The 26,885-nt window shown below is 72.0% G+C and carries 19 protein-coding genes; 13 read left to right on the top strand and 6 right to left on the bottom strand.

Features of this window, described 5'->3' with window-relative positions; genetic code table 11:
- Positions 1-434: 434 nt before the first annotated feature.
- A complete protein-coding gene (locus ACMTAK_RS16950) occupies positions 435-1,925 on the bottom strand; it encodes a M81 family metallopeptidase (protein WP_413807000.1) in 1,491 nt (496 codons plus the stop codon).
- Positions 1,926-2,052: 127 nt separating this feature from the next.
- Here ACMTAK_RS16950 and ACMTAK_RS16945 point away from each other — a divergent pair, with 127 nt between their 5' ends.
- The 3 genes from ACMTAK_RS16945 (at position 2,053) to ACMTAK_RS16935 (ending at position 8,455) form a co-directional block, all read left to right on the top strand.
- Complete coding sequence (locus tag ACMTAK_RS16945) at positions 2,053-4,464, top strand: MMPL family transporter (protein ID WP_413806999.1); 2,412 nt, start codon at positions 2,053-2,055, stop codon at positions 4,462-4,464.
- A gap of 150 nt (positions 4,465-4,614) precedes the next feature.
- Positions 4,615-4,806 (top strand): hypothetical protein, encoded by a 192-nt coding sequence (locus ACMTAK_RS16940; RefSeq protein WP_413806998.1) that lies wholly within the window; start codon positions 4,615-4,617, stop codon positions 4,804-4,806.
- A gap of 124 nt (positions 4,807-4,930) precedes the next feature.
- A complete protein-coding gene (locus ACMTAK_RS16935) occupies positions 4,931-8,455 on the top strand; it encodes an AAA family ATPase (RefSeq protein WP_413812914.1) in 3,525 nt (1,174 codons plus the stop codon).
- Between the two features lie 104 nt (positions 8,456-8,559).
- On the opposite strand, the gene ACMTAK_RS16930 is transcribed toward ACMTAK_RS16935, so the two are convergent.
- From ACMTAK_RS16930 to ACMTAK_RS16920, 3 genes are all read right to left on the bottom strand, one after another.
- A complete protein-coding gene (locus ACMTAK_RS16930; RefSeq protein ID WP_413806997.1) occupies positions 8,560-8,727 on the bottom strand; it encodes a DUF6191 domain-containing protein in 168 nt (55 codons plus the stop codon).
- A gap of 144 nt (positions 8,728-8,871) precedes the next feature.
- Positions 8,872-10,071, bottom strand: coding sequence for a PQQ-dependent sugar dehydrogenase (locus ACMTAK_RS16925; RefSeq protein WP_413806996.1), 1,200 nt, complete (start codon positions 10,069-10,071; stop codon positions 8,872-8,874).
- Positions 10,072-10,205: 134 nt separating this feature from the next.
- Positions 10,206-11,204, bottom strand: a complete 999-nt coding sequence (locus ACMTAK_RS16920) for an aldo/keto reductase (protein WP_413806995.1) — start codon at positions 11,202-11,204, stop codon at positions 10,206-10,208.
- A gap of 75 nt (positions 11,205-11,279) precedes the next feature.
- Between ACMTAK_RS16920 and ACMTAK_RS16915 the strand changes: the two genes are divergently transcribed.
- From ACMTAK_RS16915 to ACMTAK_RS16880, 8 genes are all read left to right on the top strand, one after another.
- Complete coding sequence (locus tag ACMTAK_RS16915) at positions 11,280-12,278, top strand: 2-hydroxyacid dehydrogenase (protein ID WP_413806994.1); 999 nt, start codon at positions 11,280-11,282, stop codon at positions 12,276-12,278.
- A gap of 346 nt (positions 12,279-12,624) precedes the next feature.
- Complete coding sequence (locus tag ACMTAK_RS16910) at positions 12,625-15,540, top strand: putative bifunctional diguanylate cyclase/phosphodiesterase (RefSeq protein WP_413806993.1); 2,916 nt, start codon at positions 12,625-12,627, stop codon at positions 15,538-15,540.
- 228 nt (positions 15,541-15,768) lie between these two features.
- On the top strand, positions 15,769-17,622 hold the full coding sequence (locus ACMTAK_RS16905) for an acetolactate synthase large subunit (protein ID WP_413806992.1): 1,854 nt from the start codon (positions 15,769-15,771) through the stop codon (positions 17,620-17,622).
- A gap of 33 nt (positions 17,623-17,655) precedes the next feature.
- Positions 17,656-18,180: an acetolactate synthase small subunit gene (gene ilvN, locus ACMTAK_RS16900; RefSeq protein ID WP_191065556.1), complete on the top strand. Its 525-nt coding sequence runs from the start codon at positions 17,656-17,658 to the stop codon at positions 18,178-18,180.
- Positions 18,181-18,316: 136 nt separating this feature from the next.
- Positions 18,317-19,315: a ketol-acid reductoisomerase gene (ilvC, locus tag ACMTAK_RS16895; protein WP_413806991.1), complete on the top strand. Its 999-nt coding sequence runs from the start codon at positions 18,317-18,319 to the stop codon at positions 19,313-19,315.
- Between the two features lie 272 nt (positions 19,316-19,587).
- On the top strand, positions 19,588-21,189 hold the full coding sequence (gene serA, locus ACMTAK_RS16890) for a phosphoglycerate dehydrogenase (RefSeq protein WP_413806990.1): 1,602 nt from the start codon (positions 19,588-19,590) through the stop codon (positions 21,187-21,189).
- Positions 21,190-21,405: 216 nt separating this feature from the next.
- The gene (locus ACMTAK_RS16885) at positions 21,406-22,173 is read left to right on the top strand and encodes a TetR/AcrR family transcriptional regulator (RefSeq protein ID WP_413806989.1); all 768 of its coding nucleotides are present in this window, start codon (positions 21,406-21,408) and stop codon (positions 22,171-22,173) included.
- A 44-nt stretch (positions 22,174-22,217) separates the two neighbouring features.
- Positions 22,218-23,720, top strand: coding sequence for an MFS transporter (locus ACMTAK_RS16880; RefSeq protein WP_413806988.1), 1,503 nt, complete (start codon positions 22,218-22,220; stop codon positions 23,718-23,720).
- A gap of 111 nt (positions 23,721-23,831) precedes the next feature.
- Here the strand turns inward: ACMTAK_RS16880 and ACMTAK_RS16875 are convergent, their stop codons facing one another.
- Positions 23,832-24,416, bottom strand: coding sequence for a peroxiredoxin-like family protein (locus ACMTAK_RS16875; RefSeq protein ID WP_413806987.1), 585 nt, complete (start codon positions 24,414-24,416; stop codon positions 23,832-23,834).
- Between the two features lie 71 nt (positions 24,417-24,487).
- Here ACMTAK_RS16875 and ACMTAK_RS16870 point away from each other — a divergent pair, with 71 nt between their 5' ends.
- Both ACMTAK_RS16870 and ACMTAK_RS16865 read left to right on the top strand, forming a co-directional pair.
- On the top strand, positions 24,488-25,102 hold the full coding sequence (locus tag ACMTAK_RS16870) for a TetR/AcrR family transcriptional regulator (protein WP_413806986.1): 615 nt from the start codon (positions 24,488-24,490) through the stop codon (positions 25,100-25,102).
- A 97-nt stretch (positions 25,103-25,199) separates the two neighbouring features.
- Positions 25,200-25,799, top strand: a complete 600-nt coding sequence (locus tag ACMTAK_RS16865; protein ID WP_413806985.1) for a Uma2 family endonuclease — start codon at positions 25,200-25,202, stop codon at positions 25,797-25,799.
- A 36-nt stretch (positions 25,800-25,835) separates the two neighbouring features.
- Here ACMTAK_RS16865 and ACMTAK_RS16860 read toward each other — a convergent pair whose 3' ends face one another.
- A complete protein-coding gene (locus ACMTAK_RS16860; protein ID WP_413806984.1) occupies positions 25,836-26,792 on the bottom strand; it encodes a glycoside hydrolase family 6 protein in 957 nt (318 codons plus the stop codon).
- Positions 26,793-26,885: the final 93 nt, after the last annotated feature.

Raw genomic sequence — 26,885 nt, 5'->3', positions numbered from 1 at the left:
CTCCTCGCCCCTTCCCTCAGCGTCGATATGCGACTCCGCCGCGTGGCAGGGGCTCCGCACCTGGACCCCGGGGGCCGACGGGTCGGCCGTCGCCGCCGTGAACACCTGCACGGGCGGGCTGATCGCAGTTGGCACGCCGACGCGGCGGATGACCGGGCGGATGCCCGCGCACATCCGGGGTGTCCGGCTGGGGCGCCGTCCGCGCCGCCTGTGACGCGGTGGTCGAGCGGCCGGCCGGTGGGCAGGGGCCAGGGCGTCCGCGAGGCGGGGGCTGGTCGCGGTTCGCCATCGGCACGCCGACGCGGCGAATGACCGGGCGGAATCCCGCGCACATCCGGGGTGTCCGGCCGCGGGGTCTGGGGCGGAGCCCCAGTTGTGGGAAGGGGCGGGTAGGGGAGAAGCCCGCCGCAGGCGCCACGATCCACCGAACACCCCTAGAGCAGCATCGGCTCCAGATGCGGCACCTCGAACCCCTCGTCGTCGAAGGGGTACAGCGGCCGTACGAGGCGCCGGTGGCCCAGGCGCGCCAGATCCTGGTCGACCCCGCCGGGCGTGAGCGCGAGCCGCCAGTCCGCCGCCAAGTCGTACAGCTCGGGCTCCAGATAGCCGATCTTGACGACGACGAGGTCATAGCCGCGCGGGTCCAGTTCGCCGAAGTCGGCCAGGGTGTGGAACGGCTTGCGGCGGCTGGCCAGGATCGCCGTGACGCCCCCGTGGCGCACCGCCGCGAGGTCCCCGCCGACCGGGTCGTCCCGGCGCAGGGCGACCACCTCGCCGGTCAGTTCGCAGGGCGCGGCGTGGTCCGCCGTCCCCCGGCTGATCCCGCCGCCGACGGACAGCCGGACCGTCGCGCCCGGCCCGGCGGCGAAGCACTCCGCGACCGCCGCCGGATCGGTGATCCCGGGGTGCAGGGCGGTGGCGCGGCCGGCGGCCAGATCCTCGTTGGCCAGCAGCCGCCCGAGCATATAGGTGAGGTCCCCGGCGCCCCCGGCCGTGGGATTGTCGCCGGAGTCGCTGATCAGGAAGGGGCGGGCGGAGGAGGCGACGGCCTCGGCGACGCACTCGTCGGCGCCTCCGGTGGGGCCGGCGAAGGCGAAGTCGCGGCGCATCTCCCAGTACTCGCGGGCCAGGGAGCGGGCCTGCTCGACGGCGAGCACGGGGTCGTCGCCGGTCACCACCACGGCCGCCCGGCAGCGCGGCTCGTCGGCCCAGGCGTAGCCCACCCAGATCGCCGCGTCCACGACACCGTCCATCGCCTCCACGGCGGCCAGCCGCCCGTACAGCGACTTGGCGGGCTCCAGACGGGTGCTGGTGCGCTCCCCGGGCAGCAGTACCGGGATCTGCACCCAGGCCAGATGCGGACGGCCCCGGCCGGAGGCCAGGCGCTCCACCAGCTTGCGGGCGGCGCGCTCGCGGGTCTCCCAGGCGTCCTCGTGCGGGGCGAGCCGGTGAGCGGTGATCAGATCGAGCCGGCCGGCGAAGCGGCGGGAGACATTGCCGTGCGGGTCCATGGCGGCGGAGATCAGCGCGTCGGGCCCGATCGCCTCCCGTACGGCCTCGGTGAGATCGCCCTCGGCGTCCTCCAGGCCAATGACGCTCATCGCGCCGTGGATGTCGTAGACCAGCCCGTCGAGCGGACCGGCCCGCCGCAGCCGCTCGATCAGCTCGCCCTTGATCCGGTCGTAGGTCCCGCGCTCGACCGGACCGCCGGGGAGCGAGACGGCATGGAGAAGTGGCACCCACTCGGCGCGCCCGGCCAGATCGCCGTCCGGCCGGGTCCAGGCGTAGCGGTCCAGCAGTTCGGCGCCGCGGGTCACGCGGAAGTCGTAGTAGGCCGCGCGGTGCGGGCTGAAGGTGCTGGACTCGATGTGCATACCGCCGACGCCGATACGCGGGCGGCGGCCTCCGGACGCGGCAGGATTCATGCTCTCCGACTTCCCCTCCCGTATGTGGTGAAGCCCACAAAGGGGACAAAGGATCTTTTCCGCCTGGCAGAGTGCCAGGTCACAAGCACATCACGGCGCCCCCCGGCGCACGACCCGGAAAGCAGCCATGGCCGCACTCGCCCGCTGGTGTCTCAGGCGCCGCGCCATCGTCATCGCGCTGTGGCTGGCCGCCTTCGCCGGGGTCGCCGCGGCGGCGGCCGTGACGGGTTCGGCGTACTCCAACGACTACGACATCCCGGGCACCGACTCCTCCAAGGTCTCCGCCCTGATGGAGCGGCGACTGCCGGAGCGGGCGGGGGACAGCGACACCATCGTCTGGCACACCGCGGACGGCTCGGGCACCGTACGCGCCCCAGGGGTCGAGCGCCGGATGACGGCGGCGCTGCGGCAGGTGGCGGACCTGCCCGGCGTCGCCTCCGTGACCGGCCCGTACGGCGCCGTCTCCGCGACCGGTCCGTACGGCGCCGTCTCCGCGACCGGTCCGTACGGCGCCGGAGACACCGGCCGGTTGGGCGGATCCGGCGGGCTCGGCGAAGCCGGCGACAACAGCCGGATCAGCGCCGACGGGCACACCGCCTACGCCACCGTCGTCTTCCGCGAACCCGCCGCCGACCTGGGCGAGGCGGAGGTGCGCCGAGTGCTCGACACGGTGCGCTCCGCCGCCTCCGGGGCCGAGGGCCTTCAGGTCGAGATGGGCGGCGCGGGCGCCGGGCTCACCGAGCGGACCGGGCCCGCCCATCTGAGTGAGGCCATCGGGGTCGGCGTGGCCGCCGTGGTGCTCTTCCTCGCCTTCGGCTCGCTCGCGGCGACGCTGCTGCCGATCGCCACCGCGCTCATCGGCGTCGGCACCGCGTACGCGGCCATCGGGCTGCTCGGCCACGCCATGACGATCGCCGACTTCGCGCCCATGCTCGGCATGCTGATCGGCCTCGGCGTGGGGATCGACTACGCGCTGTTCATCGTCACCCGGCACCGCAAGGGGCTGCGGCGGGGGCTGTCGGTCGACCAGGCCGCCCAGCGCGCGGTGGCCACCTCGGGGCGCGCGGTGGTCTTCGCGGGCGCGACCGTCTGTCTCGCGCTCCTCGGCATGCTCGTCCTGCGGCTGTCCTTCCTCAACGGGGTGGCGGTCGCGGCGGCGCTCACCGTCGCCCTTACGGTCGCCGCCTCGCTCACCCTGCTGCCCGCGCTGCTCGGCCTGATCGGCATGCGGGCCCTGAGCCGGAAGGAGCGCGGACGGCTGGCCGAGCGCGGGCCGGAAGCCGCGGCGTCCCAGGGCCTGTGCGCCCGCTGGGCGCTCTACGTCGAGCGCCGCCCCAAACTGCTGGGAGCGGTCGCGGCCGCGCTCATCGCGGTGCTCGCCCTCCCCACCTTCTCGCTCCACCTGGGCACCTCGGACCAGGGCAACGGCTCCTCGGCCTCGACCACACGACGGGCCTACGACCTGCTGGCCGAGGGGTTCGGACCAGGTTTCAACGGCCCGTTGACGCTGATAGGCAGCATGGACGGGGCCGACGACCGTATGGCCTTCACCCAACTGTCCGAGACCCTGCGCACCATCCACGGGGTGGCCTCGGTGAGCGCCGCGGACCTGGGCGGAGGCGGCGACACCGGCGTCATCACGGTCGTCCCCACAACGGCACCGCAGTCACGGGACACCTCCGACCTCGTCGGACGGCTGCGCGCCGAGGTGCTGCCCCGGGCCGAGGAGGGCAGCTCGCTGCGGGTCTACGTGGGCGGGCTGACCGCGGGCTACGACGACTTCGCCGCGGTGATCGTGAGCAAGCTGCCGCTGTTCGTGGGGGTGGTGGTGGCGCTGGGATGTGTGCTGTTGCTGCTCGCGTTCCGCAGCGTCGGCATCCCGATCAAGGCGGCGGTCATGAATGTGGCCGCCGTCGCGTCGTCCTTCGGCGTGGTGGTCGCGATCTTCCAATGGGGCTGGGGGAGCGAACTGCTGGGGCTGGGCAGGGCGGGCCCGATCGAGCCCTTCCTGCCTGTGATCATGGTGTCGGTGCTCTTCGGGCTCTCCATGGACTACCAGGTCTTCCTGGTCAGCCGGATGTACGAGGAGTGGCGGCGCACCCGCGACAACCGCACCGCGGTCCGGGTCGGGCTCGCCGAGACCGGCCGGGTCATCAACTCCGCGGCCGTCATCATGATCGCGGTCTTCTCGGCGTTCGTGCTGAGCGGCGACCGGATCATCGCGATGTTCGGCATCGGACTGGCGGCCGCGGTCGCCCTCGACGCCTTCGTCCTCCGTACGCTCCTGGTGCCCGCGCTGATGCATCTGCTCGGGGGCGCCAACTGGTGGCTGCCGGGCTGGCTGGAGCGGCTGTTGCCGAGGATCAGCATCGAGGCGGAGGGCGCCGGCGCGGGCGACACCGAGGGTGACGCTGAGGGCGATGGCGATGGCGATGGCGATGGCCCGGCGTCCGGGCCGGTGACGGTGCCCGTGCCACTGCCGGGGCAGCCCGCGAACGGCGCGGCGCGGACCGGTACGGCACGTTCGCCGGTGCCCTAAGGACCCTCCCCGGGCCTTCTCAGCCGTGTGGGCGGGGTGCCTAAGGCCTTGGCCCGAGCGAAGATCGGGCAGCCTGCCGATGTGCCGGACCCTCCTGGACGACGACAGTGGACGCGTTCCACGAAACCACTCGTCACCAGGGAGAACGCCATGCTGCACCATGAGTTGTACCGGATCCGTGAGGCCCAGCTGCTGCGGGAGGCCGCCGCCCACCGGCTGGTCCGGGAGGCGGCCGAGGGGCCCAGCGGCCGGTCGGCCGGGCGGGAGAGGGGAGGTCGGCCGAGGCCGGTCCGGCGGTGGCGCGGCGACCGCTCACCACGGTCGTACCGCACGGCGGCCTGACGGCGGCCGGGCCGTGCCGCTCGTCATAGGAGCCGAAACTGGAGCTGGGTCCGGAGCCGGAGCGGTGGAACCCGGAACGGCGGGTGCCGGAAAAGCCGGTGCCGCGCCGTCGGTGCCCTGTGCGATGCTCGGCGACGTGCACACCACGTCCGTCAGCCCGGTCTTCATCGGCCGAGCCCAGGAGTTGGCGACCCTCGAGGACGCGCTCGCCCGCGCCACCGCGGGCGAGCCACAGGTGCTGCTGGTGGGGGGAGAGGCGGGGGTCGGCAAGACCCGGCTCATCGACGAGTTCCTGGCCTCGGCCGTGGCCGCGGGGGCGGTCGCCGCGGTCGGCGGCTGTGTGGAAATCGGCGCCGACGGGCTGCCGTTCGCGCCCGTGTCCACCGTGCTGCGCTCACTGCGCCGCAAGCTGGGCACCGAGCTGGACGGGGCCGCCGCCGGGCAGGAGGGCGAACTGGCCCGGCTGCTGCCCGAGCTGGGCGAGACCTCCCGCGCTTCCCGTGACGGCGACGGCCGGGCCCGGCTGTTCGAGCTCACGGTCCGGCTGCTGGAGCGGCTGGCCGCGGAGCGCGTCCTCGTCGTCGCGATCGAGGATCTGCACTGGGCCGACCGCTCCACCCGCGAGCTGCTCGGCTATCTCTTCCGCTCGCTGCTCAGCGCCCGGCTGCTGGTCGTGGCCACCTACCGCTCCGACGACATCCACCGCCGCCATCCGCTGCGCCCCTTCCTCGCCGAGGTGGACCGGATGCGCGAGGTGCGGCGCATCGAGCTGTCCCGCTTCACCCGCGGTGAGGTGCACGCCCAGCTGACCGGGATCAACGGGGCCGAGCCGGAGCGCGAGCTGGTCGACCGGATCTTCAAGCGCAGCGACGGCAATGCCTTCTTCGTGGAGGAGATCGCCCGCTCCCTCAACGAGGGCTGCGCCACCGGGCTCAGCGAATCGCTGCGCGATCTGCTGCTGGTGCGGGTCGAGGCGCTGCCCGAGGAGGCCCAGGGGGTGGTGCGGCTCCTCGCCGAGGGCGGCTCCTCGGTGGAGTACGAACTGCTGCGCGCGGTCGCCCGGCTGGGCGAGGACGAACTGATCGACGCGCTGCGGGCCGCCGTCGGGGCGAACATCCTGCGCCCCACGGCCGACGACACCGGCTACCGCTTCCGGCATTCGCTGGTGCGCGAGGCCGTGCGCGACGATCTGCTGCCCGGAGAGCGCTCCCGGCTCAACCGGCGCTTCGCGGAGGCCCTGGAGGCCGAGCCCGCGCTGGTACGGGCCGATGAGCGGGCCGCCCGGCTGGCCAGCTACTGGTACCACGCGCACGACCCCGCCAAGGCCCTGCCCGCCGTGCTCCAGGCGTCCGTCGCGGCGCGGCGGCGGTACGCCCACGCGGAGCAGCTACGGCTGCTGGAGCGGGCCATGGAGCTGTGGGAGGACGCCCCCAAGGAGATACGGCGGGCGCAGCGGCCCATGGACTACGCGGAGGTGTACCCCGCCCGCGGCTGTGAGGACCAGGCGCTGCGCCATCTCGATCTGCTCGCCGAGGTGGTGGTGGCCGCGCATATGTCCGGGCAGCGGGAGCGCGCGCTGGCCGTCAGCAAGCGGGCGCTGCGGACGCTGAACCGGGGCGGTGACGACCCGCTGCGGGCCGCCTGGTTCTGGACCCAGCAGGGCAAACTGATGGAGGGCCTGGCCCGCGGTGACGGCTGGGAGGAGCTGAGCCGGGCCCAGGAGCTGGTGCGCGGGCTGCCGCCGTCCCCCGTGCACGCCGAGGTCATGGCGCAGGTGGCGGGCTGGACGATGACCCACCGGCCAGGTGCCGAGGGCCTGGCCGCCGCCGAACGGGCGGTGGAGGTCGCCCGGCTGGTCGGTGCCGAGAGCACGGAGCTGAACGCCCGCCTGACGCTGGGCTACTTCACCGGTGACTCCGGCGACATCGAGCGCGGGCTGGCCGAGATGCGCGAGGTCTGCGAGCGGGCCCTGGACCTCGATGACATCAGCGTCCTGGGGCGCTGCTATGTCAATCTGGCCTCGGTGCTGGAGGGGGTCGGCCGGTCGGCCGAGGCGGTGGAGACCGCCGAGGAGGGCGCCCGGGCCCTGGACCGCGTCGGCCTGGTGGACTCCCGGGCCTGGGTCTACGGGAATCTGGCCGAGTCGCTGTTCTCCCTGGGCCGCTGGGACGAGGCGGAGGCGGCGGCCCTGAAGACCCGGCGGCTCGCCCTCGGCACCAAGCCGCGCGGCACCGCCGCCAACCGGCTCGCCCAGCTGGCGCTCGCGCGCGGGGAGTGGGACACGGCGGAGCGCGAGCTGACCGCGGCCCGGGAGCACTACGGCGCCCGCAACACCGAACCGCAGTACACCCTCCAGATCACGGGGCACGCCATCGAACTCGCGGCGGCCCGTGGCCGGATCCTGGAGGTCCGGGCCCTGCTGGACCAGGCCGTGGAGGCCGGTTTCCCGCCCGGGATGCAGCGCTACGCCTGGCGGCTGCTGTACACGGCCGCCGCGGCCGAGTCGGCCGCGCGCGGACTGCCCACGGCCGAGCCGGGCCGGGGCGAGGCGCTGGCCCGCCTCCGGGCGGCGGTGAAGCGGGTGCCGCAGCCCGTGCCGGTGTGGCGGGCCCACGCGGCGATGGTCCGGGCCGAACTGGCGCGCGCCGAGGGCCGGGACCGGCCCGACCTCTGGGCCGAGGCCACGGCGGCCTTCGCCGCGCTGGACCGCCCCTACCCGCTGGCCCGCGCCCGCCACCGCTGGGCAGAGGCACTACTCACCCCCGGCCCAGCCCCCTCCGACCCGGGCGCCCCCAGCGAGGGCCCCTCCGGCCCGGGTGCTTCCGGTCCAGGTGCCTCTGGCGTGGGTGCCTCCGGCCGGGGTGCCCCCGGCGAGGGTGCCTCCGGCGAGGGTGCCCCCGGCGAGGGTGCCTCTGGCCAAGGTGCCTCTGGCGAGGCCGCCTCTGGCCCGGGTGTGCCCGGCGTGGGTGCCTCTGGCCGGGGTGCTTCCGGTCCAGGTGCCTCTGGCGAGGGTGCCTCTGGCTCGGGTATGCCCGGCGTGGGTGCCCCCGGCGTGGGTGCCCCCGGCGTGGGTGCCTCCGGTCCGGGTGCCCCCGGCCCGGGTGCCTCCGGTCCAGGTGCCTCTGGCCGGGGTGCCCCCGGTGTGGGTGCCTCCGGCCGGGGTGTCCTGGGCCGGGGCACCCCGGCCCAGGCTGATCGCGAGCATGCCGCAGAACTGCTCGCCCAGGCGTATGCCGTGGCCGACCGGCTGGGTGCCCGTCCGCTGCGCGAGGAGATCGAGCTGCTGGCCCGGCGCGCCCGGCTGTCCTTGGCGTCCGCCGCGACCCGCGCCGCGCTCGACGCGTCCCCGGGCCGCACCCCCGCGCTGCCCCCGGCCCCTGGCTCCCCGGCCCCGGTCGCCGAGGCCGCCGATCCGGCCGAGGAGCTGGGGCTGACGCCACGGGAGCGGGATGTGCTGCGGCTGGTCGCCGACGGGCGCAGCAATCGCCAGATCGCCGAGGAGCTCTTCATCTCGCCCAAGACGGCCAGCGTGCATGTCTCCAACATCCTGGCCAAGCTGGGCGTCTCGGGCCGGGCCGAGGCTGCCGCCGTGGCCCACCGACTGCGCCTGGTGGACGGCCTGGCCGACGGCGCGGCGGCGGCCCGCTGACGGGGTGCGCGGTGCGCACCGTCAGCACGCCGGGGCGCTGACAGAACGCGCGGTACCCCGACCGCCCGCCGGGCCGGCCCCTTCCGGGTCAGTCCTCTTCCGGGTCAGTCCCCTCCGCGGGGACGGATCACCACTGTCCCCGAGTCAAGGTCTATAGGGCCCTTCCCCGGGTCGCTGCTGCGCGTCTCGTCGAGCGTGAACTCCAGCCGGTTGCGCTCTTCCTCGGTGTGCTTGCGGCCGGGCGCGAACAGTTCCTCGATGAGGTTGAACATGACGACCCCCGTAGGCGTGCGACTGCTGCCAGTGTAGGCAGACCCGTCACAGAACGGGCACTCCGCACCATGTCGGCCGAACTCGACGCCACGACCAGCCGATTCGCCCTCCCCTCGGTGGATCTTCCTTCAGCGGCTCTCCCCTCAGCGGACCTCCAGCCGCAGGATCCGGTCGTCCTCCCGGCCCGGCTCACCACGCCCATCCGTATTGCTCGTCGTCAGCCACAGCCCCCCGTCGTCCGCCGCCACCACGCTGCGCAGCCGTCCGTACTTCCCGTCCAGGAACGACTGTGGCTTCGCCACCGCCTTGTCGCCCTTCAGCGGAATGCGCCACAGCCGCTCACCGCGCAGCCCGGCCATCCAGATCGAGCCCTTGGCGAAGGCGATTCCGCTCGGCGAGGCGTCCTTGGGCTTCCACTGCTCGAGCGGATCGGCGAAGCCCTTCTTCCCGGCCTTGCCCTCGACTTCCGGCCAGCCGTAGTTCTTGCCCGGCTCGATCAGATTGAGCTCGTCCCAGGTGTCCTGGCCGAACTCGGAGGCCCACAGCCGCTTGTCCGCATCCCAGGCCAGGCCCTGCACATTGCGGTGGCCCGGAGAGTAGACGACCGACTGGGCGTCCGGATTGCGGGGCGCGGGCTCGCCGTCCGGGGTCATCCGCAGGATCTTGCCGCCGAAGGAATCCATGTCCTGGGCGAGCCCGCGGTCACCGCTTTCGCCCGTGCCCGCGTAGAGCATCTTGTCCGGGCCGAAGGCGATGCGGCCCCCGTTGTGGATCGTGCCTTTGGGGATGCCCTTGAAGATCGTGTCCGGGGCGCCGAGCTGATCGCCGGCGGGGCGCTTGTCGTCGTACACCATCCGGACGATGCGGTTGTCCGAATCGGTGGTGAAGTACGCGTAGACCATATGGTCCGTGCCGAAGTCGGAGGAGACCGCCAGTCCCAGCAACCCGCCCTCACCGGCGGCGGAGACGCCCGGGACGGACCCCAGCTCGGTCTTCTTCCCCGAGTCCGCCGAGACCTTGAAGATCTTCCCGGTGTCCCGCGAGGAGACCAGCAGATCCCCGCCGGGCAGCGGCGCGAGCCCCCAGGGGGAGTTCAGCTTCGTGGTGAGCGTGCGCTCCACCTTCACCGAGCCCTTCGCGGGCGCCGCGGACTCCGTCGGCGAGGGCGTGCCCGAGGAGGAGCCCCCGCCGTCCGGCTTCGTGGGCGCGGACGAGCGGCCGCCCGGTCTGTTGATGCTGTCACCGTCGGACGAGCAGCCCGCCACGAGCACCACGGCGGCAGCGGCAGCGGCGGCGAGAACAGAGGTGACGCGATGACGTCGCACGGTCGGGTTCCTCTCCATGGGCACGTGTGCCGCGGCACGGCACTGATTCTTATACACCGCGGACCCGCGCCGGGTTCCCATCCCCGAATCGGGCCCGGACCAGGGCCGAACGCACAACGGCGGCCCGCGCCGGGCGGCCGGGCGCGACGCGCTCAGTCCCACGACCCCCGCGCCGGCGGCAGCCCCGCGATCTCGTCGAGATCCTCGGGGGAAAGCGGCAGACCGGCCGCCGCGCAGTTCTCCGCCGCCCACCGCTCCCGTTTCGTCCCCGGCACCGGCACCACATGCGGCCCCTGCGCCAGCAGCCAGGCCAGGGCCACCTGCGCCGGGGTCACCCCGTCCCCGTGCCGCTGGGCGACCCGTCGCAGACCGGCCACGATCGGCTGGTTCGCCGCCATCATCTCCGCCGTGAACCGCGGATGCCGGGCCCGCATGTCGTCCGGCTCGAAGCCCTGCCCGGGAGTGAGCGTCCCGCTCAGGAAGCCGTTGCCCAGCGGCATCGCCGCCAGGAAGCCCACCCCGCGCGAGGCGCACCACGGCACCAGCGCCTCCAGCGCGTCGGGCGACCACACCGACAGCTCCGCCTGCACACAACTGACCGGAAAGACCTGCTGGACCCGCTCCAGCTGGCGCACCGTCGCGTCGTGCATCCCGGCTCCCGCCCTCCGCTGCGCCCGCGCGCCCACGGCGCACAGCCCGAGCGCCCGTACCTTCCCGGCCGCGACCAGCTCCGCCATCGCGCCCCAGGTCTCCTCTATGGGGACCTCCGGGTCGGCCCGGTGCAACTGGTAGAGGTCGATCACATCGGTCTGGAGCCGGCGCAGCGAGGCGTCGCAGGCCCGCTTCACATAGCCGGGCCGCCCGTTGGCCACGATGTGCTGGTCGCCCACCAGCAGTCCGCACTTGGTGGACACGAAGGCGTCCGCCCGCCGCTCCTTGAGGACCCGCCCCACCAGCAGTTCATTGGTGAAGGGGCCGTACATGTCGGCGGTGTCCAGCAGGCTCGCCCCCGAGTCCAGCGCGGTGTGCACGGTGCGCACCGAGTGCTCGCCACTGCGCTGCGAAGCGGTGTACGCCCAGCTCATCGGCATGCATCCAAGGCCGATGGCCCCCACTTCGAGCGCCGCCGCTCCGATTCTCCTGCGCTCCACCTGGCCTGACCCCTCCCGTTCCTCGGACCCCAAACTAACCTCTGCCAACGGCCGGTGATCGCATAGCCTCCTGGCATGAGTGCAGATCACAGCGATACGTTCCGCCACCACGGTTCGACTCACGGTTCATCCGAAGCGCGCGACCTGGTGTGGCTGCCCATCCCGCCCGAGGAGATGGAAGGCCTCCCCGACACCCTCGAATACGCCCACTGGGACGGCGGCGAGGACTTCCCCACCGACCCGGCGCGCTGCGCGTTCTACTGCGTGCCTTACATGAAGCCGCCGCAGGTGTGCACCCGCCCGCTGCCCGCCATGACCAACCTGCGGGTGGTGCAGACCCTTACCGCCGGAATAGACCACATCAGGCCCGCGCTGGCCGATCTCGCGCCCGGGGTGCGGCTGTGCAACGCGCGCGGGGTGCACGACGCGAGCACCGCCGAGCTCGCCCTCACCCTCATCCTGGCCTCGTTGCGCGGTATCCCCGACTTCGTCCGGGGCCAGGACGCCGAGGAGTGGCGCTCCGGCTTCCGTCCCGCGCTCGCCGACAAGTCCGTACTGATCGTCGGCTACGGGGCCATCGGCAGCGCGATCGAGGATCGGCTTGTGCCGTTCGAGTGCGAGCGGGTGGCGCGCGTCGCGCGCTCCCCGCGCACGTCCGAGCGCGGTCCGGTGCATCCGATCGACGAATTGCCCCGACTGCTTCCGGAAGCCGATGTGGTGGTGCTGGTGACCCCGCTCAGCGAGGCCACCCGTGGTCTGGCCGGGGCGGAATTCCTGTCGCTGATGAAGGACGGGGCGCTGCTGGTGAATGTCTCCCGTGGTGGGGTCGTGGACACCAAGGCCCTGCTCACGGAGTTGGAGTCGGGCCGGCTCCGGGCCGCGCTCGATGTGACCGACCCCGAACCACTGCCCGCCGGGCATCCGCTGTGGCACGCTCCAGGGGTGCTCATCTCCCCGCATGTGGGCGGCCCCACGTCGGCCTTCCTCCCGCGCGCCAAGCGGCTGTTGAGGGATCAGCTGCATCGTTACGCGCGCGGCGAGTCGCTGGCACATCTCGTCGCCACGACGGGGTAGACATGCCTCTGGCACCACATACAGGCACCGATTGACTCCCCTCCGTATATACAACGCCCTGGTCGGTTACGGTCCGTAGATGACCTATGTCCCTGAGTGACCACTCTGGTGTATCGTCCCGAGCGGGGGCTGCGCCACTGACCTGACGGCGTCAGCGATGGACCGGAACTCGAGGGGGGCGACGGGCGATGTATGGCCGATGGACCGACAACCCGACGCAGCTCAGGCGTCGACCGCGACACTTCCGCGCAGCCGCGCGGTTCTCCAACTCGACGAGGTCCGCGGGGATACCGCTGCCGGGAGCCCCGAGGCGCCAGTGGTCCGCCACGCAGTGGATGGCAGTCCAGTGAGCGCCACGGGAGCGGTGCTCGCCCGGCCGTCGGTCTCCGGCGGCGGGGCCGGGCTGTTGCCGCAAGTGGTCCTCGCCCTGGTCTGCGGCGGTTACGCGGCGGGGGCGATCATCGGCTGGGGATCGTCCCAACTGGCCCTCTTCATGGGTGACTTCGGGTTGAGTGCCGCCGCGTTCGCCGCCACGGCATCCTGTCTGTGGCACGGCCGCCGGCACGCCGGGCGGCTGCGTCCGGCCTGGCTGCTGTTCGCCGCCTCCTCGGCCATGGCCGGGCTGGGGAACGCCGTATGGGGCTGGTACGAGGTGGTGCTGGGCCGCTCCGTGCCGACCCCCTCGGTCGCCGACTTCTGCTTCCTGCTCTTCGCGCCGCCCGCCATCGTCGGGATGCTGGTGCTCGCCAAGCGCCCCACGAGCCGGGCCCGGTGGATCTGTCTGGGGCTGGACGCCTGGCTGATCGCCGGATCGCTGGTCACGCTCTCCTGGAGCCTCGCGCTCGCCCACACCGGGGAGTTCGGCGCGGACGGCGCCTCCGTGGCCCGCGGCGCCCTGTCGCTCGCCTATCCGCTGCTGGACATCGTGCTGGTGAGCATGGTGATCGTGCTCCACTTCCGGCGCTCCTCGGGGAACCGCTCCGCGATCAACACCGCGATCGCCGCCTTCGCGCTCACCGTGCTGTGCGACGCGCTGTTCACCTCCCCGCTGCTGCGGGAGCACTACCGCTCCGGGCAGATACTCGACGCCGGGTGGTTCGCCGGTTCCGCGCTGCTGGCGTACGCACCATGGGTGGCCCGCCGCGAGGCCGCCCAGAACCCGCCGCCGGCGCGCCGCTCCCCGCAGCAGAGCGTCCCCATCGCGGGCTCGCTCGCCGCACTCGCGCCCTATCTCGCCGCCGCCGTCTGCACCTTGGGGGTCCTGTTCAACGTGATGGACGGCCGGCCGATCGACGGGGTGGTGCTCTTCACCGCCTGCGCGGTCGTGCTCGCGCTCGTCGTCCGACAGGCGATCATGCTGATGGACAACATCAGGCTCACCCAGGAACTCGCCCACAAGGAGAACCACTTCCGCTCCCTGGTGCAGAGCTCGAGCGATGTGATCATGATCGCCGCGCCCACCGGAATCCTGCGCTACGTCAGCCCGGCCGCCTCCGGGGTCTACGGCCGCGACGCGGACGAGATGATCGGCTCCGAGCTCGCCTCCCTCATCCACCCCGAGGATCTCGGATCGGTGGTCCACGAGGTCCGCCGGTTCCTGGCCGCCTCACCGGGCGAGGAGCCCACCACGCGGATCGAATGCCGCTTCCGCTCCGGCTCCGGCGACTGGCTCAACGTGGAATCCACGATCAACCGCCACCACGGCGGGCTGATCTTCAACAGCCGCGATGTCACCGAGCGGGTCCGGCTCCAGGCCCAGCTCCAGCACAACGCCGAGCACGACCCGCTCACCGATCTGCCCAACCGCGCCCTGTTCACCCGGCGGGTCGCGCACGCCGTCGCCGGCCGCCGCCGTACGGACGCCGGCACCGCCGTGCTCTTCATCGACCTCGACGGCTTCAAGGCGGTCAACGACACCGTCGGCCACCACGCCGGGGACGAACTGCTGGTCCAGGCGGCCCGCCGGCTCCAGGAGTCCGTGCGGTCCGGGTCCGGCGACTGCGCGGCCCGGCTCGGGGGCGACGAGTTCGCCGCCCTCATCCTCGGTGACGGCGAGGGCGACGCGGGCACCCGAGAGCAGCGCATCATGGAGATCGCCGACCGGCTGCGGCTCCGGCTCTCCCAGCCCTACCGGGTCGAGGGCGGCACCGAGGTCCGCGTGGCCGCCAGCATCGGCGTCGCCTTCGCCGAGTCCGGCACCAGCCCCGGCGCCCTGATGCGCAACGCCGACCTGGCGATGTACCGCGCCAAGGCCGCGGGCAAGAACCGCGTGGAGCTGTACGCACCGCAGATGCAGGCCGAGGTGGCGCGGCGCGCCGAGGTCGCCACCAGACTGCGCGCCGCCCTGCACGACGGGGAGTTCGTACTGCTGCACCAGCCCGTCGTCGAGCTGACCAGCGGCCGGATCACCGCGGTCGCGGCCCAGGCCCGCTGGCGCTCGGCCCAGGGCATCCTGTTCACCCCCGCCGAGTTCCTCCGGGTCGCCGACAACGGCCGGGGGAGCGGCGAGGACACCGCCCGTACCGCCGAGCTGTCCCGCTGGATGCTGGAGGCGGCCGTGGAGCAGGCCGCCCAGCGGCGCCGCGACGGCCATCCGGTCCCGGTCTCTGTACGGCTCCCCGCGAGCCGGCTGGTGGACAAGTCGATGCCGCCCAAGGCCGTGGAAACCCTGCTGGCCCGCCATGGGCTGCCGTCCGGCGCGCTGATCCTGGAGCTCACCGACAGCGATCCACGGGTGCCGCTGGACGAGCTCGAGCACCGCCTCGGCGCGCTGCGCCGTCTGGGGGTGCGGATCGCCCTCGACGGCTTCGGCAGTGGCTACGCCGCGATCAGGGCGCTCCGCAGGCTCCCCATCGATGTGCTGAAACTGGACCCCGGACTGGTCGAGGGAGTGGTCGAGTCCTCACGGCTGCACAAGATCACCGCAGGGCTGCTGAGGATCGCCGGCGACCTCGGAATGCAGTCCATCGCAGAGGGGGTGGAGTTGCCCGAGCAGATTGTCACCCTGCGCGGTATGGGATGCACCCACGCCCAGGGGGCGGCCTTCAGTGGGCCGCTGGACGAGCACCGGCTGCGCCGGGCGCTGCTGCGCGGCGGCTATCCGGTGCCGCGCCCGGAGCCCCCGCTGCTGGTCGGTGGCGCCCTGCCGATCCGGCACGGCGGTCATGGCGGGCACGGCGGCTCCCACGGCCCGCGCCGTACGGAGCCGCACACCCACCCGCCGACCCGCTCAAATACTGAGACGCCCGTCCCACCCACTTGACACCCGATATGCGCGGGGGGGAGGGTCGGAGCCATGCGCACCCGAATTCTCGTACTTGGACAGCGCGTCGGCTGAGCAGGGCTCATCGAAGCCCTGCGGACCCTCACCGGCGCGCTCCCCTCGCTTGCCTTACGGCACGAGGGGTTTTTTGTTGCACCGGCAGGGCCCGGTGCACCGCCCCGCCCCCTCCCTCCCGCACCGAACCTCATCTTCGAGAAGAGAATGCCGATGACCGAGCAGGCCCCCGGGTCCCATCACCCCCAGCCTCGGCCCCGTAGCGGCGGACCGCAGTCCGCCCCCGTCGAGCACGTCACGGGCGCGCAGTCCCTCATCCGTTCCCTCGAGGAAGTGGGTGCCGACACCGTCTTCGGCATCCCCGGTGGCACGATTCTCCCCGCCTATGATCCGATGATGGACTCCTCGAAGGTCCGGCACGTGCTCGTCCGTCATGAGCAGGGCGCGGGCCACGCGGCCACCGGCTACGCCCAGGCCACCGGCAAGGTCGGAGTCTGCATGGCGACCTCGGGCCCCGGAGCGACCAACCTGGTCACCCCCATCGGCGACGCCCATATGGACTCGGTCCCGATCGTCGCGATCACCGGCCAGGTGGCGTCCAAGTCCATCGGCACGGACGCCTTCCAGGAGGCGGACATCTGCGGCATCACCATGCCGATCACCAAGCACAACTTCCTGGTCACCAAGGCCGAGGACATTCCGCGCACGATCGCCGAGGCGTTCCACATCGCCTCCACCGGCCGCCCCGGCCCGGTCCTGGTCGACATCCCCAAGGACGTGCTCCAGGCGCAGACCACCTTCTCCTGGCCGCCGCAGACCGATCTGCCCGGCTACCGCCCGGTCACCAAGCCGCACGCCAAGCAGATCCGCGAGGCCGCCCGCCTGATCACCCAGGCCGAGCGCCCGGTGCTGTACGTCGGCGGCGGTGTGATCAAGGCCCGGGCCACCGCCGAGCTGAAGGTGCTGGCCGAGCTGACCGGCGCGCCGGTCACCACCACCCTGATGGCGCTGGGCGCCTTCCCCGACAGCCACCACCTCCACCTGGGCATGCCGGGCATGCACGGCACCGTCGCCGCCGTGACCGCGCTGCAGAAGGCCGATCTGATCGTGGCGCTCGGCGCCCGCTTCGACGACCGCGTCACCGGCAAGCTGGACTCCTTCGCCCCGTACGCCAAGATCGTCCATGCGGACATCGACCCGGCCGAGATCGGCAAGAACCGCGCCGCCGACGTGCCGATCGTCGGGGACGCCCGCGAGGTCATCGCGGACCTGGTCGTCGCCGTCCAGGCCGAGCACGACGCGGGCCGCGCCGGTGACTACAGCGGCTGGTGGGAGGACCTGAACCGGTGGCGGGAGACCTACCCGCTCGGCTACGACCAGCCCACCGACGGCAGCCTCTCCCCGCAGCAGGTCATCCAGCGGATCGGGCAACTGGCGCCGGAGGGCACGATCTTCGCCGCGGGCGTCGGCCAGCACCAGATGTGGGCCGCCCACTTCATCGACTACGAGACCCCCGCGACCTGGCTGAACTCGGGCGGCGCCGGGACGATGGGCTACGCCGTCCCGGCCGCCATGGGCGCCAAGGCCGGCGCCGACGAGGGCCGTACGGTCTGGGCGATCGACGGTGACGGCTGCTTCCAGATGACCAACCAGGAGCTGGTCACCTGCGCGCTGAACAACATCCCGATCAAGGTCGCGATCATCAACAACGGCGCGCTGGGCATGGTCCGCCAGTGGCAGACCCTCTTCTACAACCAGCGCTACTCCAACACGGTCCTGCACTCCGGCCCCGACACCCCCGCGCAAGCGAGCCTGGGCACCCGCGTCCCCGACTTCGTGAAGCTCTCCGAGGCCATGGGCTGCGTCGGACTGCGCTGCGAGGACCCGGCCGACCTCGACGCCGTGATCGAGAAGGCCAACGCGATCAATGACCGCCCGGTGGTCGTGGACTTCATCGTCCATGAGGACGCCATGGTCTGGCCGATGGTCGCGGCCGGCACCTCCAACGACGAGATCCTGGCGGCGCGCGACACCCGCCCGGACTTCGGCGACGGCGCGGACGACTGAGACCAGGACCGAGAGAGAGAAGAGACCGAGCCCATGTCCAAGCACACGCTCTCCGTCCTGGTGGAGAACACCCCCGGCATCCTGGCCCGGATCGCCGCCCTGTTCTCCCGCCGCGGCTTCAACATCGACTCGCTGGCCGTCGGCGTCACCGAGCACCCCGACATCTCCCGGATCACCATCGTGGTCAATGTCGAGGAGCTGCCGCTGGAGCAGGTCACCAAGCAGCTCAACAAGCTGGTCAATGTGCTGAAGATCGTCGAGCTGGAGGACGGCCAGGCGATCCAGCGGGAGCTGGTCCTGGTCAAGGTCCGCGCCGACAACGAGACCCGCTCCCAGATCGTCGAGATCGTCCAGCTGTTCCGCGCCAAGACCGTGGACGTCTCCCCGGAGGCCGTGACCATCGAGGCCACCGGCAGCAGCGACAAGCTCGAGGCCATGCTCAAGATGCTGGAACCGTACGGCATCAAGGAGCTGGTCCAGTCCGGCACCATCGCCATAGGGCGCGGCGCCCGCTCCATCACCGACCGGAGCCTGCGCGCGCTCGACCGGTCCGCCTGACCCCGGCCCCGCCCGACCAGCGGAGCCACGGTCCGGCGCCACCCCGCGCCGGACCGGATGGCGAGACCCCGAAACCTTCGCCCGCCCGCCCGTCATACGGTGGGAAGCACAACCCACACGCTAGGAGATTCCCGAAGTGGCCGAGCTGTTCTACGACGACGACGCTGACCTGTCCATCATCCAGGGCCGCAAGGTCGCAATCCTCGGCTACGGCAGCCAGGGCCACGCCCACGCGCTGTCGCTGCGCGACTCGGGCGTCGATGTCCGGGTCGGCCTGCACGAGGGCTCCAAGTCCAAGGCCAAGGCCGAGGAGCAGGGCCTGCGCGTGGTCACCCCGGCCGAGGCGTCCGCCGAGGCCGACGTGATCATGATCCTGGTCCCGGACCCGATCCAGGCCAAGGTCTACGAGGAGTCCGTGAAGGACAACCTGAAGGACGGCGACGCGCTGTTCTTCGGGCACGGTCTCAACATCCGGTTCGACTTCATCAAGCCCCCGGCCAACGTGGACGTCTGCATGGTCGCCCCCAAGGGCCCGGGCCACCTGGTCCGCCGCCAGTACGAGGAGGGTCGCGGCGTGCCGTGCATCGCGGCCGTCGAGCAGGACGCCACGGGCAACGCCTTTCCGCTCGCCCTCTCGTACGCCAAGGGCATCGGCGGCACCCGTGCCGGCGTCATCAAGACCACCTTCACCGAGGAGACCGAGACCGACCTCTTCGGTGAGCAGGCGGTGCTGTGCGGCGGCACCTCGGCACTGGTCAAGGCCGGGTTCGAGACCCTGGTCGAGGCCGGTTACCAGCCGGAGATCGCGTACTTCGAGTGCCTCCACGAGCTCAAGCTGATCGTGGACCTGATGTACGAGGGCGGCCTGGAGAAGATGCGCTGGTCGATCTCCGAGACCGCCGAGTGGGGCGACTACGTCTCCGGTCCGCGGATCATCAACGAGTCCACCAAGGCCGAGATGAAGAAGATCCTCGGCGAGATCCAGGACGGCACCTTCGCCAAGAACTGGATGGCGGAGTACAACGCCGGCCTGCCGAAGTACAACGAGCTGAAGAAGGCCGACGAGAACCACCTGCTGGAGACCACCGGCAAGGAGCTGCGCAAGCTCATGAGCTGGGTCGACGAGGAGGCGTAACCGCGCCTGGTGGCGCGGAGGCCGTGCCCCGGGTGCGGCGGGGGTCCGCCGGACCCCCGCCGCACCCGGTTCGCGCTTTGTCCATCGCGCACCACCACGTGCGGGTGATCCTGCCGCAACGGCACATGACGAAGGCCCGACCGCCACTACACTCATCAACAGCAAGCGCGTCAGGCTCACAGCGTCGTGCGTCTCCCACGCGGCTGACCCCTTCACCGCCAGCGGCCGTCGGGACGGCCGTCCGCTGAGGACTAGTGAGGACTGAAGACCACGTGAGCACTGCTTCCACTGGTAAGCCCGTCGTACTCATCGCCGAAGAGCTCTCTCCGGCGACGGTCGAGGCCCTGGGCCCGGACTTCGAGATCCGGAACTGCAACGGGGCGGACCGAGCCGAGCTCCTTCCCGCCATCGCCGATGTGGACGCGATCCTCGTCCGCAGCGCGACCAAGGTCGACGCCGAGGCCATCGCCGCCGCGAAGAAGCTGAAGGTGGTCGCCCGCGCGGGCGTCGGCCTGGACAATGTGGACGTCTCGTCCGCCACCAAGGCGGGCGTCATGGTCGTCAACGCGCCGACGTCCAACATCGTCACCGCCGCCGAGCTGGCCTGCGGTCTGCTGGTGGCCACGGCCCGGAACATCCCGCAGGCCAATGCCGCGCTGAAGAACGGCGAGTGGAAGCGCAGCAAGTACACCGGTGTGGAGCTGAGCGAGAAGACCCTGGGCGTGGTCGGCCTCGGCCGTATCGGCGTCCTGGTGGCCCAGCGGATGTCCGCCTTCGGCATGAAGGTCGTCGCTTACGACCCGTATGTGCAGCCCGCGCGGGCCGCGCAGATGGGTGTGAAGCTGCTCTCGCTGGACGAGCTGCTCGAGGTCGCCGACTTCATCACGGTCCACCTCCCCAGGACCCCCGAGACGGTCGGCCTGATCGGCGACGAGGCGCTGCACAAGGTCAAGCCGGAGGTCCGGATCGTGAACGCCGCGCGCGGCGGGATCGTGGACGAGGCGGCGCTGGCCGCCGCCCTCAAGGAGGGCCGGGTGGCCGGGGCCGGGCTGGACGTCTTCTCCCAGGAGCCGTGCACCGAGTCCCCGCTGTTCGAGTTCGACAATGTGGTGGTCACCCCGCATCTGGGCGCCTCGACCGGTGAGGCCCAGGAGAAGGCGGGCATCGCGGTCGCCCGCTCGGTGCGGCTGGCGCTGGCCGGCGAGCTCGTCCCGGACGCGGTGAACGTCCAGGGTGGCGTCATCGCCGAGGACGTACGGCCCGGGCTGCCGCTGGCCGAGAAGCTGGGGCGGATCTTCACCGCGCTGGCGGGCGAGGTCGCGGTCCGCCTCGATGTCGAGGTGTACGGCGAGATCACCCAGCACGACGTCAAGGTGCTGGAGCTGTCGGCGCTCAAGGGCGTCTTCGAGGACATCGTGGACGAGACCGTCTCGTATGTGAACGCGCCGCTGTTCGCGCAGGAGCGCGGGGTCGAGGTGCGGCTGACCACCAGCTCGGAGTCGAGCGAGCACCGCAACGTGGTGACCGTGCGCGGCACCCTGTCGGACGGCGAGGAGGTCTCGATCTCCGGCACGCTGGCCGGCCCCAAGCACCAGCAGAAGATCGTCGCGGTGGGGGAGTACGACGTGGATCTGGCGCTCGCCGACCACATGGCCTTCCTCCGCTACACCGACCGCCCGGGTGTGGTCGGCACGCTCGGCCGCATCCTGGGCGAGGCGGGGATCAACATCGCGGGGATGCAGGTCTCGCGGGCCACGGCGGGCGGTGCCGCGCTGGTTGCGCTCACGGTGGACGACACCATTCCGCAGCCCGTGCTCACCGAGATCGCCGAGGAGATCGGCGCCACCTCGGCCCGCTCGGTCAATCTGGTCTGAGCCGCTCAAGGCATCACCCACCTGGGCCCGGTCCCCGCTTCGGCGGGGGCCGGGCCCAGGTCTTTGTGCGTCCATGGCGCCAAGGCGCGCCGGAGGGGTTCCGGATCTTTTTCATCGTGTGTTGAATAATGGCGGTGGGCTCGCTACGCTCGCAGCTATGTGGAGAAAATTTCTCCACATAGCTGTAGGTATGTGCCGTGCTGTCAGGAGAGTGCCGTGTCCGCAGACGCTGAGACCGACACCGACGCCCTTGCCGACGTCCTGTCGCCCCCCATGCGCGCCGACGCGCGGCGCAACCGGGAGCAGATCCTGCGCGCCGCCCGCGAGGTCTTCGCCGATCAGGGGCCGGATGCCCCGCTGGATGAGATAGCCCGGCGCGCCGGGGTCGGCATCGCGACCCTCTACCGGCGGTTTCCGCACCGTGCCGATCTGCACCGAGGGGTCGCCATCGAGGTGCTGACCGCGCTGGTCGAGGCCGCGAGCCGGGCCGCCGCCGAGGAGGGCGATCCCTGTCTCGCGCTGCGCCGCTTCATGCACGCCGCCCTCGACCTCAAGATCGGCTCGGTGATGCTCGCGCTGCTGGGCCGGTTCACCGTGGACGAGATCCTCGACAGCGTCCCCGGCGACGCCGTCGACCCGATCGACGCGATGCTCCTGCGCGCCCAGGCCCAGGGGCTGGTCCGGAGTGATGTCGTCTTCGGCGACATCACGCTGATGATCATCCGGCTGACGCGGCCGCTGCCCGGCGGCGGCCGGTTCGCCCCCGATGACGCCCTCGCCCATCGCCAACTGGATGTCTACATCGACGGGTTGCGCCCCACCGGCTCCCCGCGCCCCACTGCCCCGCTCGGCGGCCCGGCCGTCGACGCCGAGGCGTTCAAACGCATCCGGGAGCGAGTGATCGACGACGCCCACGAGACCCACGACGTCCGGGAGGCCCGAGGCGCCCACGACGCCCGCGACACCCACTCCGGCCCCGCCTGACCTCCCTCTCCGCTCGCCTTCCGCAAGACCAGAAAGGCATCGTCATGTCCCAGCTCTCGCAGGCACCGCCGCAAGCCAACCCCCGGCGCTGGCTCGCCCTCGTCTTCATCGGCCTGGCCCAGCTGATGATCGTCCTCGACATCACCATCGTGAACATCGCCCTGCCGTCGGCCCAGAGGGACCTCGGCATCTCCGACGGCGACCGGCAGTGGGTCATCACCGCCTACACCCTGGCGTTCGGCAGTCTGCTGCTGCTCGGCGGCCGGATCGCGGACTACACGGGCCGTAAGCGCACCTTTCTCATCGGCCTGCTGGGGTTCGCCGGGGCCTCCGCGCTCGGCGGCGCCGCCTCCGGTTTCGAGATGCTGCTCGCGGCCCGCGCCCTGCAAGGCGCCTTCGCCGCGCTGCTCGCCCCCTCGGCGCTGTCGCTGCTCGCGGTGAACTTCACCGAGCCCCGCGAGCGCGCCAAGGCGTTCGGCATCTTCGGCGCGATCGCGGCGGGTGGCGGTGCGATCGGGCTGGTCGTCGGCGGACTGCTGACCGAGTACCTCGACTGGCGCTGGTGCCTGTACGTCAATGTGCCGATCGCCGTCGTCGCCGCCATCAGCTGGTCCGTGCTGCCCACCGACACCCGCGCCGAGGGCCGGGCCCGGTTCGACATCCCCGGTGTGGTGCTGGCGGTATGCGGGCTGGTGGCCGTGGTCTACGGATGCAGCGAGGCCGAGTCCGAGGGCTGGGACTCCAGGCTGGTGACCGGGCTGCTCATCCTGGGCGCGGTGCTGCTCTTCGCCTTCGTGATGGTGGAGCGGAGCGTGGCACGGCCGCTGCTGCCGCCGCGCGTGGTGGCGGACCGCACCCGTGGCAGCGCCTATCTGGCGGTCGGCCTCTCGGTGGTCGGCATGTTCGCGATGTTCCTCTTCCTCACGTACTACATGCAGCTCGTGAAGGGGTACTCGGCGCTGCTCACCGGTGTGGCGTTCCTGCCGATGACCGGGGCGGTGCTGATCGGCGCGGGCGGCGTCGCCTCCCGCCTCATCCCCAAGGTGCCGCCGCGCCTGCTGGTGGCCCCCGGTCTGCTGATCGCGGCCACCGGAGTCGTCCTGCTGGTGCCCCTGGACGTCGACAGCTCGTACGCGGCGGGGGTGCTGCCCGCCGAGCTCCTGGTCGGCTTCGGCATGGGCCTGGTGATGGCGCCCTCGATGAACTACGCGACCCATGGCGTGGGGGCGGGGGACGCGGGCGTCGCCTCCGCCACCGTCAACACCGCCCAGCAGATCGGCGGTTCCATTGGCACGGCGATGCTCAACACCATCGCCACCAGCGCGACCTCGGACTACATGGCCTCGCACGCCCGACAGATGACACCGCAGACGGCCAAGGCGACCGCCAAGGCCGGTCTGGTCGAGGGCTTCTCGCACGCCTTCGTCGTCTCGTCCTCGATCCTCGCGGGCGCCGCGGTGGTCGTGGCCCTGCTGATGAACACCCCGCGCCCGGTACGCGAGCCCGGCGCCGAAGGCGCCACCCCGCTCCCCGCCCACATGGGCTGACGACGCCTCGCGTCCGGTGCGTTCCGGATATCCCGGACGCCCGGGAGGCCCAGGAGGCCCAGGAGGTCCTTCGCCCCATCGCCGGAGCGGAGGGCCTCTGGCGGTGGTGGGTCAGGGAGTGGGGTCGGGGCGCGGCGCGCGGGCGGCCAGCTCCAGCAGCTCATCCACCGACCACTGGTCATAGGCGTGCTCGCCGTGCTTGGCGGCGATGACGCGGCCGTCCCCGCCGATGCCCTCCCCGCGGATCAGGAAGTCCGCGGGCAGCCCGAGGCGGCCCCCGGGCTGGCTGGGCTCGGGGAGCTTCTCCCTGCCGCGGAGGACCGCCCACACGCCGGTGACCAGCGCCCACACGATCGGCCCCCAGGCACGCGGGCTGAGCAGGGCCCTGCGCGCCTGCTCCACCCCGAACTCCCGGTACAGCCGCTTCCCGGGGTCGGCGACGACGGCGAACGGCAGCCCGTCCGTGTGCTCGCGCAACTCCTCGGCGGGGGAGTGGAAGACCACGACCTCCCGGATTCCGGCCGCTTCGATCTCCTGGTGGCGCCGCACGATCGATCGCAGATGAAGGTTGCAGACGGGGCATCCGGCGAAGCGCCGGAACTGAAGGTGGATCAGCCGGCCAGGGTCGGGCACGGCGACGGCCGGACCGGTCACGGGGGCGAGGGTGCGGGCGGAGACGACGGAACCGGGCTCCACGGGAGCCCCCTTTCGTAAGCGTACGGCATACGCCTACCAGCGTAGGCGTATGCCGTACGCTGTCAACCGCCATGCCACGACCCCGCTCCCTCACCCCCGCCCAGCTGGCCTCGGCCGCCCTCGCCGTCCTCGACCGTGAGGGGCTCACCGGGCTCTCGATGCGCGCCGTCGCCAAGGAACTCGGGATGAGCACGATGGGGCTCTATCGCTATGTGGACGATCGCGAGGAGCTCGAAGGGCTGGTCGTCGAGCGCGTCCTCGGTGCTGTCGACACCGCCCCGCCCGATCCCGGAGCCCCATGGGACGAACGACTCCGGATCATGGTCGGCCGGCTGCGCGACACCGTCAGCGCCCACCCCGCGGTCCTCCCGCTGACCCTCACCCACCGGCACCGTTCCCCCAGCTCACTGCGGTGGGCGGAGGCGGCGCTCGCGATCCTCACCGAGGCGGGCCTGGACGGCGAACGCCGGGTCCTCGCCCTGCGCGCCCTCCTCGGCTATGTGATCGGCGCGATCCAGCTCGAACACCTCGGACCGCTGTCCGGCGCGGGCACGGTCACGATCTCCGAGCTGCCGTCCGACGAGTTCCCGTACATGGCCGACACGGCACGACAGGCGCGGAGCGTGGGGGTGGAGCGGGAGTTCTTCGGCGGGCTGGAGGTGTTCCTGCGCGGGCTGGGCGCATAGCCGGGTCGCGTCAACGCCGGGGGCGCCGCTCACCCGTGTGGGGGCGTTCCCGGCGTTCCTGGCCGTTGTCCTCGCTTGGGGGACCACAATCCCGTCCATGGATGGTCTCCCAGCCGTTGAAGAGCCGCTCCCGGCCTGGGTCTTTCCGCCTCCGGACGGATTCACCGCTGACGACCTCGATCGCATCCCGGAGCATCCGCGACACACCGAGCTGATCGACGGCAGTCTCGTCTTCGCGGGCCCGCAGAGAGCCTTCCACTCACTGGTCGTCTGTCTGTTGAATGCCGCTCTTCGTCAGTGGGCGCCGAAGTCGTTGCGGGTGTGCCGGGATATGACGGTGACCCTGGACCGGCGTAACCGTCCTGAGCCCGACCTCTCCGTGCTGTGTGCCGATGCGGTGTCCGCTGAGGGGCATGAGACGGGCTACGAAGCGGCCGATGTCCTGCTCGTCGTGGAGGCGGTCTCGCCGGATTCGGAGGCACGTGACCGCAAGCGCAAGCCGCAGCTCTACGCCGAGGCGGGGATCCGGCACTTCTGGCTGGTCGAGAAGGGAGAGGAGCGGCGTCCGGTGGTTCACGTCTTCGAGCTGGACCCGGTGACCCGCACCTATGTGCCCACGGGCATCTACCACGACCGCCTGAAGGTCTCGGTCCCGTTCACCATCGACATCGACCTCACCGAGATTGACCACCTCTGACCGGAGTGGCGGGCAGGCGGCCGTGTCGACCGGCCGTCAGCCCGCCAGTTCGTAGGCGTAGTCCGGTGCGAAGGTGCCCGCCGGGCCCGCGCAGCCGTCGACCTCGCCCGGGGGCTTGACCCAGAGATAGGCGTCGATGGCCGGGTCGCCGGTGTTCGCCGTGGGGTTTTCGCCGACCTTGCGGCCGTGGGGGTCGCACCAGGCGTTGTCGGGGGCGGGGCCGTTGCCGTTGCGGCTGGTGTCGACGACGGCGGTGAGTCCGGAGGAGGTGCCGAGCTGAGCGAGCACGCTCTTGGTGAAGGCCACCTCGTCGGCGGTGCGGCGGAAGTTGGAGACATTGCTGTAGATGCCGTCGCCGCTGGTCAGCACCCCGGCCGAGCGGAGCCGCGACGCCTGGACGGCGGCGCTGTTCCAGGCCGAGTGCCCGGCGTCGAAGTACACCCGGGCGTTGGGGTTCGCGCTGTGGATGGCGGTGGCGGCGCGGGCCAGGGAGGCGTAGCGGCCGCTCAGCTCGGTGGGCGAGAGGCAGCTGATGAGCGCGATCGAGTCGGGTTCGAGGATGACGACGGCGGGCCCGCTGCCCAGCCCGGCGGCGAAGCCGCGCACCCAAGCGTCATAGCTCGCCAGGTCGGGCGCGCCGCCCGCGGAGGCCCCGCCGCAGTCGCGGTTGGGGATCTGATACGTCACCAGGACGGGGGTCTGGCCATTGGCGGAGGCGGCGGAGGTGACCTTGCGGACGTCCTCGGTGACGGTGGCGGGGGAGTACCGGGAGAACCACACGGCCTGGGGCTGACTGGCGATCCGCGAGGCGATGCGCTGCTGCCGGGAGTCGCCCGGATTGGCGGCGACCCACTTGTTGACGAGCGAGTCGGGGTTGTTGAAGAACCGGGTGTCGCCCGGCAGTTCGCCCGCGACGGCCTGTGGTGTGTGGGCCGCGCCGATCAGGAAGGCGGCGGCGAGCCCGGCCGCCGCTAACGCTCTGGTGATGCGCACGGTGCGTCACTCCTCTCGCGTGGGGTGGCTGCTCAGACCTCTGGCCGCCGTGTCCGGCCGCCGTCCTCTGGTTGCCGCCGGGCGGGGAATGGT

It is taken from the genome of Streptomyces lacaronensis, from assembly GCF_047337785.1.
GTDB classification, from domain to species: Bacteria; Actinomycetota; Actinomycetes; order Streptomycetales; family Streptomycetaceae; genus Streptomyces; species Streptomyces lycopersici.
This window is presented reverse-complemented; position numbering and strand designations above follow the sequence as displayed.

Coding starts and splice junctions, on each gene's coding strand:
- ACMTAK_RS16950 (WP_413807000.1), bottom strand. CDS start 1,925: ATGAATCCTGCCGCGTCCGGAGGCCGCCGCCCGCGTATCGGCGTCGGC.
- ACMTAK_RS16945 (WP_413806999.1), top strand. CDS start 2,053: ATGGCCGCACTCGCCCGCTGGTGTCTCAGGCGCCGCGCCATCGTCATC.
- ACMTAK_RS16940 (WP_413806998.1), top strand. CDS start 4,615: ATGCTGCACCATGAGTTGTACCGGATCCGTGAGGCCCAGCTGCTGCGG.
- ACMTAK_RS16935 (WP_413812914.1), top strand. CDS start 4,931: ATGCTCGGCGACGTGCACACCACGTCCGTCAGCCCGGTCTTCATCGGC.
- ACMTAK_RS16930 (WP_413806997.1), bottom strand. CDS start 8,727: ATGTTCAACCTCATCGAGGAACTGTTCGCGCCCGGCCGCAAGCACACC.
- ACMTAK_RS16925 (WP_413806996.1), bottom strand. CDS start 10,071: ATGGAGAGGAACCCGACCGTGCGACGTCATCGCGTCACCTCTGTTCTC.
- ACMTAK_RS16915 (WP_413806994.1), top strand. CDS start 11,280: ATGAGTGCAGATCACAGCGATACGTTCCGCCACCACGGTTCGACTCAC.
- ACMTAK_RS16905 (WP_413806992.1), top strand. CDS start 15,769: ATGACCGAGCAGGCCCCCGGGTCCCATCACCCCCAGCCTCGGCCCCGT.
- ilvN (WP_191065556.1), top strand. CDS start 17,656: ATGTCCAAGCACACGCTCTCCGTCCTGGTGGAGAACACCCCCGGCATC.
- ACMTAK_RS16880 (WP_413806988.1), top strand. CDS start 22,218: ATGTCCCAGCTCTCGCAGGCACCGCCGCAAGCCAACCCCCGGCGCTGG.
- ACMTAK_RS16870 (WP_413806986.1), top strand. CDS start 24,488: ATGCCACGACCCCGCTCCCTCACCCCCGCCCAGCTGGCCTCGGCCGCC.
- ACMTAK_RS16865 (WP_413806985.1), top strand. CDS start 25,200: ATGGATGGTCTCCCAGCCGTTGAAGAGCCGCTCCCGGCCTGGGTCTTT.